Here is a 10,617-nt window from a genome sequence, read left to right as displayed (position 1 = left end):
CCGGGGTGAGGGCATCAGGCCGCACAAAATGCGCCTAGCCCAGCGCCTGAATCGCCTTCTCCAGCGCTTCGCGCAGCAAGTGCCTGTCATGACGATATTTGATATCGCTGGCCTCCAGCGGCTCCTGTATCACCAGGCGATCGCCAATCCCTGACACATCAACTTTCGGTCCCACTACCACGCCGTCGATAATTTTCTTCCCGACGTACTGTTCCATCAGCTCCAGCTTGTCCGCCAGCGACAGGCTGGCCGCGGCCGGGCTCAGTTCACGCCCCAGGTTACCGATGTAGACCATCGGAGCAGGGGTTCTGCGCAACGCCTGCGCCAGCTCTTTCACCAGCAGAATCGGCATCAGGCTGGTGTAAAAACTGCCGGGGCCGATCAGGATCACATCCGCCTCGGCGATGGCCTCAACCGCTTCGCGCGTGGCGGGAACGGCGGGGTAGGTCATCAGCTCTTTTGGCGGCAGGGTTAGCTGGTCGATATTCACTTCGCCGTACACTTCATGGCCATCCACGTCGATGGCCATCAAATCGACCGGCTGTTCAGACATCGGGATCAGGAACGCATCCACTTTTAGCAGATTACGTATCAGATTGATGGCTTCCAGCGGGCGCACGCTCAGGTGATCGAGAGCCTTAAGCATTAAATTTCCGAGGTTATGCCCGGAAAGTTCCCCATTCCCGCCGAAACGGTACTCAAACATCGCCGAAGCGACGCTCGGTTCGGTAATCAGCTGGTTCAGGCAGTTGCGCATATCGCCCCAGGCGATACCCCCTTCCGCACGTCGGATGCGCCCCGTAGAGCCACCGTTATCCGTGGTTGTCACTATCCCTGTCAGTCTGGAGCCGAGTGAAGACAGTGAGGACATCACTCGCCCGAGACCGTGGCCTCCGCCGAGTGCGACCACACGGTCAAGATCCGCAAAAGTGCGATTGCGCATACCTGTTCCTTATCACGTTTGATCTGCGTAACACTACCCTAACTACCCCTAAAAGACGATGCCCTACCGGACGCAAAATGACACATATCAATGCGAAGAGGCTGTTTTTGAGTATTCTGTAGCGAAAATACACGATTATGGCGTTATGTAGTTATTTATATAGCGTTAAGCGAGAATAGCGGTGAGAGGATTTACGCGCTACTATCGCCATAACCACGTTTTCAAATTTGAAAACATACACTCTAGCCTTTGTGCCTGTGTCGAAAGATATGGCGCTCTGGCCGTGGCGAATTTGCCACCAGGGTACAGAAAGAAATGACTGTGCCTCCCGTATCTGGAAAGGTGTACATGGCTTCACAACTTACTGATGCTTTCGCGCGTAAGTTTTATTACTTACGTCTGTCGATTACCGATGTGTGCAACTTCCGTTGCACTTACTGTCTGCCCGACGGCTACAAACCGGGCAGCGTCACCAATAACGGCTTTCTCTCCGTGGATGAAGTGCGCCGCGTCACGCGCGCCTTCTCTGAGCTTGGCACCGAAAAAGTGCGCCTTACCGGCGGTGAACCCTCGCTGCGCCGCGATTTCCCCGACATCATTGCCGCGGTGCGTGAAAACGAACGTATCCGCCAGATTGCGGTGACCACCAACGGTTACCGTATGGCCCGCGACGTGGCGAACTGGCGCGATGCGGGGCTGACGGCGATCAACGTCAGCGTCGATAGCCTGGACGCCCGCCAGTTCCACGCCATTACCGGCCAGGATAAATTCCAGCAGGTCATGGACGGTATCGACGCGGCATTTGCGGCTGGCTTCGAAAAGGTCAAAGTCAACACGGTGCTGATGCGTGACGTGAACCATCATCAGCTGGACACCTTCCTGGCGTGGATCAAATCCCGCCCCATTCAGTTGCGTTTTATCGAGCTGATGGAAACCGGTGAGGGCAGCGAGCTGTTCCGCCGCCATCACATTTCCGGCATGGTGCTGCGTGACGAGCTGCTAAAACGCGGTTGGATCCACCAGATCCGCCAGCGCAGCGATGGCCCGGCGCAGGTCTTCTGTCACCCGGATTACGAAGGGGAAATTGGGCTCATCATGCCCTATGAGAAAGACTTCTGCGCCAGCTGTAACCGTCTGCGCGTCTCCTCTGTGGGCAAACTGCACTTATGTCTGTTTGGCGACGGTGGCGTTGATCTACGCGATCTGCTGGCAGATGATACCCAGCAGAGTGCGCTTGAAGCGCGGATCTCTCAGGCCCTGACGCATAAAAAACAGACCCACTTCCTGCATCAGGGCAATACCGGCATTACTCAGAACCTGTCCTACATCGGCGGGTAACCAGTCTTAAGAAGGAATCAGAAGATGAGTCAGGTAAGTGCAGAATTTATCCCGACACGTATTGCCATTCTTACCGTTTCCGACCGCCGTGGCGAAGAGGATGATACCTCCGGCCACTGGCTGCGCGAGGCGGCCCATGACGCAGGACATAAGATTGTCGATAAAGCGATGGTCAAAGAGAATCGCTACGCCATTCGCGCGCAGGTCTCTCAGTGGATCGCCAGTGTTGAGGTGCAGGTGGTGCTGATCACCGGCGGCACCGGCTTTACCACGGGCGATCAGGTGCCTGAAGCGCTGATCCCGCTGTTCGACCGCGAAGTGGAAGGCTTCGGCGAGGTGTTCCGCATGCTCTCCTTTGAGGAGATTGGTACCTCCACGCTGCAGTCGCGTGCCGTGGCGGGCGTGGCAAATAACACCCTGATTTTCGCCATGCCGGGTTCGACCAAAGCCTGCCGCACCGCGTGGGAAAACATCATCGCCCCGCAGCTGGATGCCCGTACCCGTCCGTGTAATTTTCATCCCCATTTAAAGAAATAAGCTATGTCACAACTGACCCACATTAACGCCGCTGGCGAAGCGCATATGGTGGACGTCTCCGCCAAAGCGGAAACGGTGCGCGAGGCGCGCGCGGAAGCGTTCGTTACCATGCTGCCTGAAACGCTGGCGATGATTATCGACGGCAGTCATCACAAGGGTGACGTGTTTGCCACGGCCCGTATTGCGGGTATTCAGGCCGCGAAACGCACCTGGGACTTAATCCCGCTTTGCCACCCGCTGATGCTGAGCAAAGTGGAAGTGAACCTGCAGGCGCAGCCGGAGCACAGCCGCGTGCGCATTGAATCGTTGTGCCGTTTAACCGGGAAAACCGGCGTGGAGATGGAGGCGCTGACGGCAGCCTCCGTCGCCGCGCTGACCATCTACGACATGTGCAAAGCGGTACAGAAAGATATGGTGATTGGCCCGGTTCGCCTGCTGGCAAAAAGCGGCGGCAAGTCCGGTGATTTTAAGGTGGACAGCCATGATTAAGGTGCTCTTTTTTGCTCAGGTGCGTGAACTGGTGAATACCGACAGCCTGACGCTGGATGCCTCTTTTGAAAACGTTGCGGCTCTGCGTGCGCATCTGGCGGCACAAAGCGACCGCTGGGCGCTGGCGCTGGACGAAGGCAAGCTGCTGGCCGCCGTGAATCAGACGCTGGTGGAATTCACCCATCCGCTGAAGGCAGGGGATGAAGTGGCTTTCTTCCCGCCGGTGACAGGGGGCTAAGATGGCGGAAACCCGAATTCTGGTAGGTCCTGAGCGCTTCAGTGTTGGTACAGAATACAGCTGGCTGGCGGAACGCGATGAAGACGGCGCGGTCGTCACCTTTACCGGCAAGGTGCGCAACCACAACCTCGGCGACAGCGTGAAGGCGCTGACGCTGGAACACTATCCCGGCATGACGGAGAAATCGCTGGCGGAGATTGTGGACCAGGCGCGAAGCCGCTGGCCGCTTGGGCGCGTCACGGTGATTCACCGCATCGGTGAGATGTGGCCCGGCGAGGAGATTGTCTTTGTCGGGGTGACCAGCGCACACCGCGGCAGCGCGTTTGCCGCCGGGGAATTCATTATGGATTACCTCAAAACCAGAGCGCCGTTCTGGAAGCGCGAAGCCACGCCGGAAGGCGAACGGTGGGTCGAGTCCCGCGACAGCGATAAACAGTCCGCCAGCCGTTGGTAGTCGGTTTACGTGGATGTGTTACTCTTAACGTGTGTGTCTACTTAATCTTAATCAGGAGTGAATCATGGACCGATTTCCGCGTTCCGATTCAATAGTACAGCAGACCCGTAGCGGGCTGCAGACGTATATGGCTCAGGTGTATGGCTGGATGACGGTCGGCTTACTGCTTACCGCGTTTATCGCGTGGTATGCAGCGAACACCCCTGAGCTGATGATGTTTATCTTCTCCAGCAAAATCACCTTCTTTGGGCTGATTATCGCGCAGCTGGCGCTGGTGTTTGTGCTCTCAGGCCTGGTGCAAAAGCTGAGTGCCGGCATGGCAACGACCCTGTTTATGCTCTATTCGGCGTTAACGGGGCTGACGCTTTCCAGCATTTTCATCGTTTACACCTACTCTTCCATCGCCAGCACCTTCGTGGTAACCGGCGGGATGTTTGGTGCGATGAGCCTCTACGGTTACACCACCAAACGCGATCTGAGCGGCTTCGGCAGCATGCTGTTCATGGGGCTGATCGGGATCGTGCTGGCGTCGCTGGTAAACCTGTGGCTGAAGAGCGAAGCGCTGATGTGGGCGGTGACCTACATTGGGGTGGTGGTCTTCGTGGGACTGACGGCGTATGATACCCAGAAGCTGAAAAATATCGGCGAACAGATCGACGTGCGCGACAGCTCTAACCTGCGCAAATACTCGATTCTGGGCGCGCTGACGCTCTATCTGGATTTCATCAACCTGTTCCTGATGCTGCTGCGCATTTTCGGCAACCGTCGCTAGTTATTTCCCCTCACCCCAACCCCTCTCCCCAAAGGGGAGAGGGGCTCGATCGGTTCCCTCTCCCCTTTGGGGAGAGGGGTAGGGTGAGGGGCGTTCACTTCGCCAACATCCTCTCATTCTTCGCCCGTAACTTCTTCGCCCGGCTCTCCAGCACCAGATAACAGACCGTTGCCAGCGCCAGCGGCAGGAAGTAATAGAGCATGCGGTAGGCGAGCAGGGCCGCAATGATGGTGCCCTGAGAGACATGTTCTCCAGCCAGCAGAGCGATGAAGACCGCCTCCAGCACGCCGATCCCCGCCGGAATATGCACGATCACCCCGGCAATACTGCTCACCAGCAGCACGCCCAGCACGAAGAAGTAATTCACGTCTTCACCCATCAACAGCCAGATAATCGCCCCCATCGCCATCCAGTTAGCACTGGACACGGCCATCTGCAGCACCGCGAACTTCCACGAGGGCAATACCAGTTTTTGCCCTTTGATCGTCATATGACGGCGTTTCGCAAACGCGCAGGCCCAGAGATAAACGGCGATAATCAACAGCAGCACGATGCCCAGTATGCGCAGGGTGGTTTCGTCGATATACCAGTGCGCGGGCAGCTGTACCACGCCGACAGTAAATATCACCCCGCCAAGCAGAATATAGCCCAGCCAGTTGGTGGTGATGCTCAGGGAAAAAATGCGCGTAATCGTCCCGCCAGGCAGCCCCAGGCGCGAGTACAGGCGATAGCGCATGCCAATCCCACCGACCCAGGTGCTCAGCGTCAGGTTAAAGGCGTAGCAGATAAACGACACCAGCATGACCTGACGTTTGGCCAGCTTGTGGCCGCAGTAAGCCCGACCCAGCAGGTCATAGCAGCCATACATCAGGTAGCTCACGATAACCAGCCCAAGCGCCCCCAGCAGCACCATCCGGTTATAGTTGCGGATAACTTTCCACACCTCTTCCCAGTCAACTTTCTGCGCGTAGACCACCAGCAGAACCGCGACGGCGATGAAAAACAGCCAGGTCAGGATCTTTTTTGCCAGCCGCCAGCGCGGATGTGATTTCGACATCAGGGTTTGCCTCCGTCTTCCGCTTCAATACGGTCCTGGGTTTCCATTTCCGGTTGTACCGGCGGGTCCACCTGCGCCAGTTTCGGCGTATGCGCCGGCAGCCAGCCGACCATCGCCGGGAAATGGCGCAGGAAGTGGAACACCACCACGCTGATGCCCAGGTTCCACCAGGTGCGTTTGGGGACCATGGATTCATCCACCCGCACGCAGTCGTTGACGATCAGTGCCTGCAGGTTATCCCGCAGGGTCTGGTTAAACTGGCGATCGTGAATGATCAGGTTGGCTTCCAGATTGAGCGACAGGCTAAGGGGGTCAAGGTTACTGGAACCGACGGTTGCCCAGTGGTCGTCCATCAGCGCGACTTTGCCGTGCAGCGGCCGACGGCGATATTCGTAGATCTGAACGCCGCCTTTCACCAGATAGTTATACAGCAGCCGCGCCCCGACTTTGACGATGGGCATATCCGGCTCGCCCTGCACAATCAGCTTCACCCGCACCCCGCGTCGGGCCGCATTGCGCATGGCATGCAGCAGGCGATAGCCCGGGAAAAAGTAGGCGTTGGCGATGATCACTTCGCGCTTCGCGTTGGCCAGCATCTTAAGATAGTGACGTTCAATATCGTCCCGGTGCTCACCGTTATCCCGCCAGACGAAAAGCGCCTGCGCTTCGCCGGGTTTGCGGTTCTCTTCCGGGCGATGATGGCGTCGCCACCAGCGGCGAACGGCCTCTTTCCCCGGCAGGTTTTCCAGCTCAAACAGTAAAATGTCCTGTACCACCGGGCCTTCAATGCGGATTGCGTAGTCCTGCTTCGCTTCCGGGCCATAGTCGGACATATGTTCCGCGGAGTAGTTAATGCCGCCAACAAACGCTACCGTTTCATCCACCACCACAATTTTGCGGTGCATCCGGCGGAAAAGGTTGGTCCGCATGCCGAACAGGCGAGGGCCGGGATCGTAGTAGCGGAACACCACGCCCGCGGCGGTCAGTTCATTAACGAACGCGTCGCTGAGGTCCGGCGAGCCATAGCCATCCAGCAGCACCTCAATTTTGACGCCGCGCCGGGCGGCGCGCAGCAGCACGCTGTGCAACTGCTTGCCAACGTTATCTTCGAACCAGATAAAGGTTTCGAGGATCACCTTCTGCTGAGCGTTATCAATGGCCTTAAACACGGCCGGGTAATACTCGTCCCCGTTGACCAGCAGCGTGATCCGGTTGCCTTCCTGCCAGGAACATTTCATAAGTGGATCTCCGCGCTGAGCGGGGCATGGTCGGAAAGATGCCGCCAGTTGAGGAGCGCCAGCGCGGTAGGGCTGCTGGCATGGGCATTTTTCACGTAAATGCGATCAAGGCGCAGCAGTGGAAACCGCACCGGAAACGTGCGCGCAGGTCTGCCGTTCGCCCGGGTGAAAATCTCCTCCAGCCCGGCATCCACTTTCAACGGATGGTTTGCCCGCTGTCGCCAGTCGTTGAAATCGCCTGCCACGACAACAGGTTCACCGTCAGGCAGCGCGTTGGCCCATTCGGCCAGCATTTTCAGCTGCGCCTGACGATGGGCTTCGCGAAGTCCCAGGTGAACGCAGCCGACATGGATCGGCAGATCAAGATCGGGCGGCGTAATGCGACAGTAAAGCAGCCCGCGTTTTTCACTCTCCCCGACGGAAACGTCGCGGTTTTCGTAATGTTCAATGGGATAACGCGACAGCACCGCGTTGCCGTGATGCCCTTCAGGATAGACCGCATTGCGGCCGTAAGCGTAATCACTCCACATGGTGTCGGCCAGAAATTCGTAGTGCGGCGTGTCGGGCCAGTTTTCAAAGTGGAGCGGATGCACTTCGTGGGCGCCCATCACTTCCTGCAGGCAGACAATATCCGCGCTGACGGTGCGCACCGCGTCGCGCAGCTCCGGTAAAATGAAGCGGCGGTTAAATGCTGTGAAGCCTTTATGAATGTTTATCGTCAGCACCTTAAGCGAGAAATGCTGCATTTTTTTCGTCATAAGCTCCTTCCTGAGTGACTATCCCGATGAAAATAAAGTGTAGTCGTCGTCACAAAAAGATGCGGCGTTACGGAATTTTCCGTAAAGTGCGGTAGTCTGATTAAGCAGAGAAAAATCCTTCAGGAGAGAAGCCATGAAGTGGCAACAACGTGTTCGTGTCGCAACTGGCCTGAGTTGCTGGCAGATAATGTTGCATTTACTGGTCGTGGCCGTACTGGTGATGGGCTGGATGAGCGGCACGCTGGTGCGTGTTGGCCTGGGACTATGCGTCCTTTATGGCGTCACCGTACTGTCGATGCTGTTTTTACAGCGCCACCATGAAGCGCGCTGGCGCGAGGTGGGTGACGTGCTCGAAGAGCTCACCACCACCTGGTATTTTGGTGCAGCGATGATTGTGCTTTGGCTATTGTCTCGCGTGCTGCAAAACAACCTGCTGCTGGCCCTGGCCGGTCTGGCTATTCTTGCCGGGCCTGCGGTGGTCTCGTTGCTGACCAAAGAGAAAAAGCTACGCGATGTTGCGTCTAAACATCGCGTACGCCACTGAGCCCGTCGTGGCCGCGATGACCAGTAGCGGCCACAAACTTCCCCAGACAATATCCAGACTCGCATCCTTCAGATAAATTTGCTTGGTGATATCCGTAAAGTGACGAATCGGGTTTATCCACGTCAGATCCTGTAGCCACACCGGCATATTCTCAACGGGCGAGACATACCCCGAGAGCAGGATCGCGGGCATCATAAAGACGAACACTCCGATAAACGCCTGCTGCTGCGTCGAACAGAGCGCGGAAATCAGCAGTCCAAACCCCACCAGCGACAGCCCGTAAATCACCATGGTGAAGTAAAACAGCGCCAGCGAGCCGGCGAACGGGATCTGGTAGGCCCAGATACCCACCCCCAGCACGATGGTGGCCTGGAACGTGGCGACAATCAGCGCCGGCACCGCTTTGCCGACAAAGATTTGCCAGGTGGCGAGCGGGGAAACCAGCAGCTGATCCAGCGTGCCCTGTTCGCGCTCGCGGGCGACGGAGAGAGAGGTCACAATCATCACCCCGATGGTGGTGATCATGGCGATCAGCGACGGCACCACAAACCATTTGTAGTCCAGGTTCGGGTTGTACCAGTTACGAACCACCAGTTCACTGTTGTTGGGTTTCGGTTTTCCCGCCATTAGCTCCTGCTGGTAATCCTTCACTATCTGCTGCAGATAGTTGGCCGCGATCTGGGCGCTGTTGGAGTTACGCCCATCGAGGATCAGCTGTATCGGCGCGGTTTGTAAGGTGTCCAGGTTGCGGGAAAAATCCGCCGGGAAACGCACCAGCAGCAGCGCTTTTTGGGTGTCGATAGTGGGCTTAATCTCCTGCGGGCTTTTCAGCAGCAGGACATGGGTAAAGGCTTTCGCACGGGCAAAGCGCTGCGTCAGCTCGACGGCATGTTTGCCGTTGTCTTCGTTGTAGATGGCGATGGTAGCGTTAGTCACCTCAAGGGTGGCGGCAAACGGAAACAGTAAAACCTGGATCAGCACCGGCAACACCAGAATGGCGCGGGTTTGCGGCTCGCGCAGCAGGGATTGCAGCTCTTTGCGTATTAACGTCCATAAACGGTGAAACATGTTCGCTCCTTAATCCAGTCGCCGTTTGGTTTTCATCCACGTCAAACCGATAAACATCAACGCTGAGGCCATTAAAAACAGCGTGTTGATAATCAGCACCACCGGAATATTCCCCGCCAGGAACAGGCTTTGCAGGGTGCTCACAAAGTAGCGCGCCGGAATCACGTAGGTCACGGCGCGGATCACGGCAGGCATGCTGTCAATCTGGAAGATAAACCCGGACAGCATAATCGACGGTAAAAAGGCGGCGTTGAGGGCCACCTGCGCGGCGTTAAACTGGTTGCGGGTAATGGTGGAGATGAGCAGCCCCATGCCCAGCGTGCTGAGTAAAAACAGGCTGGTGATAAAGAACAGTACCACCAGCGAGCCGCGATACGGGACGCCGAGGATAAAGACGGACACCAGCATGCAGAGCAGCATCGCCAGCATGCCGAGAAAGTAGTAAGGAATAAGCTTACACAGCAGCAGCTCGACGCGCGTCACTTCGGTTGAAAGCAGCGCCTCCATGGTGCCGCGCTCCCACTCGCGGGCGATCACCAGCGAGGTCAGTATCGCGCCAATGACCGTCATGATAATGGTCACCGCGCCCGGAATAATAAAATGCTGGCTGATGGCGGCAGGGTTAAACCAGTAGCGCGTCTCGACGTCGATCAGCGGTTCAAACGTCTCGCCACGATCCTCGGCGCGCTGCATTTGCCACAGCTGCCAGATACCTTCCACGTAGCCCTGAACGAAGTTCGCGGTATTCGGCTCGCTGCCGTCGGTAATGACCTGGATCGGCGCATCTGTATTCGCACGCGCCATGTTGGCGGCAAAATCAACAGGAATAACGATCAGACCGCGAATTTTCCCGGCCTGCATTTTCTGGATTAATTCCTGCCGGTTATCGCTGATGGTGGCATCAATGTAGGGCGAGCCGGTCATGGCGTGGGTGAAGTCCAGCGCCTCTTCGCTCTGCTGTTCCAGCAATATCCCAACCCGCAGCTTGCTGGAGTCCAGATTAATGCCGTAACCGAAGATAAACAGCAGCAGCAGGGGGATCACCACCGCAATCAGCCAGCTACTCGGGTCACGCACGATCTGCCGCGTCTCTTTAACGCACAGCGCGCGGACCCTGCGCCAGGAAATGGCATTACTGCGCATGGGCATTCTCCTTATCCCAGTCGTGGATGAGGGTAATA

Annotated in this window: 13 protein-coding genes and 1 riboswitch; of the genes, 7 read left to right on the top strand and 6 right to left on the bottom strand. The window is 57.1% G+C overall.

The window, feature by feature from the left end:
* Positions 1-34: 34 nt before the first annotated feature.
* Positions 35-943, bottom strand: coding sequence for a uridine diphosphate-N-acetylglucosamine-binding protein YvcK (gene yvcK, locus LDK53_RS22050; protein WP_025757243.1), 909 nt, complete (start codon positions 941-943; stop codon positions 35-37).
* A gap of 226 nt (positions 944-1,169) precedes the next feature.
* A riboswitch (molybdenum cofactor riboswitch) is annotated at positions 1,170-1,304 on the top strand.
* Between yvcK and moaA the strand changes: the two genes are divergently transcribed.
* The 6 genes from moaA (at position 1,292) to LDK53_RS22020 (ending at position 4,771) form a co-directional block, all read left to right on the top strand.
* Positions 1,292-2,281 carry a GTP 3',8-cyclase MoaA gene (gene moaA, locus LDK53_RS22045; protein WP_225288075.1) on the top strand — a complete coding sequence of 330 codons (990 nt, stop codon included), beginning with the start codon at positions 1,292-1,294 and terminating at the stop codon, positions 2,279-2,281. (Overlaps the previous riboswitch by 13 nt.)
* A gap of 24 nt (positions 2,282-2,305) precedes the next feature.
* Positions 2,306-2,818, top strand: a complete 513-nt coding sequence (moaB, locus tag LDK53_RS22040; protein ID WP_225288074.1) for a molybdenum cofactor biosynthesis protein B — start codon at positions 2,306-2,308, stop codon at positions 2,816-2,818.
* Between the two features lie 3 nt (positions 2,819-2,821).
* Positions 2,822-3,307, top strand: coding sequence for a cyclic pyranopterin monophosphate synthase MoaC (gene moaC, locus LDK53_RS22035; protein WP_049008689.1), 486 nt, complete (start codon positions 2,822-2,824; stop codon positions 3,305-3,307).
* A complete protein-coding gene (gene moaD, locus LDK53_RS22030) occupies positions 3,300-3,545 on the top strand; it encodes a molybdopterin synthase sulfur carrier subunit (protein WP_025757247.1) in 246 nt (81 codons plus the stop codon). Before moaC ends, moaD begins: the two co-directional genes overlap by 8 nt.
* A gap of 1 nt (position 3,546) precedes the next feature.
* Positions 3,547-3,999 carry a molybdopterin synthase catalytic subunit MoaE gene (gene moaE, locus LDK53_RS22025; protein ID WP_225288073.1) on the top strand — a complete coding sequence of 151 codons (453 nt, stop codon included), beginning with the start codon at positions 3,547-3,549 and terminating at the stop codon, positions 3,997-3,999.
* A 64-nt stretch (positions 4,000-4,063) separates the two neighbouring features.
* Positions 4,064-4,771, top strand: coding sequence for a Bax inhibitor-1 family protein (locus LDK53_RS22020; RefSeq protein WP_014883084.1), 708 nt, complete (start codon positions 4,064-4,066; stop codon positions 4,769-4,771).
* A gap of 94 nt (positions 4,772-4,865) precedes the next feature.
* Here LDK53_RS22020 and LDK53_RS22015 read toward each other — a convergent pair whose 3' ends face one another.
* Genes LDK53_RS22015 through LDK53_RS22005 form a run of 3 tightly spaced genes read right to left on the bottom strand, consistent with a single transcriptional unit; the run spans position 4,866 to position 7,824 of the window.
* A complete protein-coding gene (locus LDK53_RS22015) occupies positions 4,866-5,828 on the bottom strand; it encodes a lysylphosphatidylglycerol synthase transmembrane domain-containing protein (RefSeq protein WP_025757250.1) in 963 nt (320 codons plus the stop codon).
* Complete coding sequence (gene clsB / locus LDK53_RS22010) at positions 5,828-7,066, bottom strand: cardiolipin synthase ClsB (RefSeq protein ID WP_025757251.1); 1,239 nt, start codon at positions 7,064-7,066, stop codon at positions 5,828-5,830. Before clsB ends, LDK53_RS22015 begins: the two co-directional genes overlap by 1 nt.
* On the bottom strand, positions 7,063-7,824 hold the full coding sequence (locus LDK53_RS22005; RefSeq protein WP_045285451.1) for an endonuclease/exonuclease/phosphatase family protein: 762 nt from the start codon (positions 7,822-7,824) through the stop codon (positions 7,063-7,065). Before LDK53_RS22005 ends, clsB begins: the two co-directional genes overlap by 4 nt.
* Before the next feature lie 133 nt (positions 7,825-7,957).
* On the opposite strand from LDK53_RS22005, the gene LDK53_RS22000 reads away from it, so the two are divergent.
* Positions 7,958-8,368 carry a YbhQ family protein gene (locus tag LDK53_RS22000; RefSeq protein ID WP_023334980.1) on the top strand — a complete coding sequence of 137 codons (411 nt, stop codon included), beginning with the start codon at positions 7,958-7,960 and terminating at the stop codon, positions 8,366-8,368.
* Here LDK53_RS22000 and LDK53_RS21995 read toward each other — a convergent pair.
* Positions 8,330-9,436, bottom strand: a complete 1,107-nt coding sequence (locus tag LDK53_RS21995; protein WP_225288072.1) for an ABC transporter permease — start codon at positions 9,434-9,436, stop codon at positions 8,330-8,332. The two genes, LDK53_RS22000 and LDK53_RS21995, sit on opposite strands and share 39 nt — an antisense overlap.
* Before the next feature lie 9 nt (positions 9,437-9,445).
* Positions 9,446-10,579 carry an ABC transporter permease gene (locus tag LDK53_RS21990; protein ID WP_095452547.1) on the bottom strand — a complete coding sequence of 378 codons (1,134 nt, stop codon included), beginning with the start codon at positions 10,577-10,579 and terminating at the stop codon, positions 9,446-9,448.
* Between the last annotated feature and the right edge of the window lie 38 nt (positions 10,580-10,617).

It is taken from the genome of Enterobacter sp. K16B (assembly GCF_020216105.1).
Taxonomy (GTDB): Bacteria; Pseudomonadota; Gammaproteobacteria; order Enterobacterales; family Enterobacteriaceae; genus Enterobacter; species Enterobacter sichuanensis.
The sequence above is the reverse complement of the archived record's forward strand: the minus strand, read 5'-3'. Positions and strand labels throughout refer to the sequence as shown.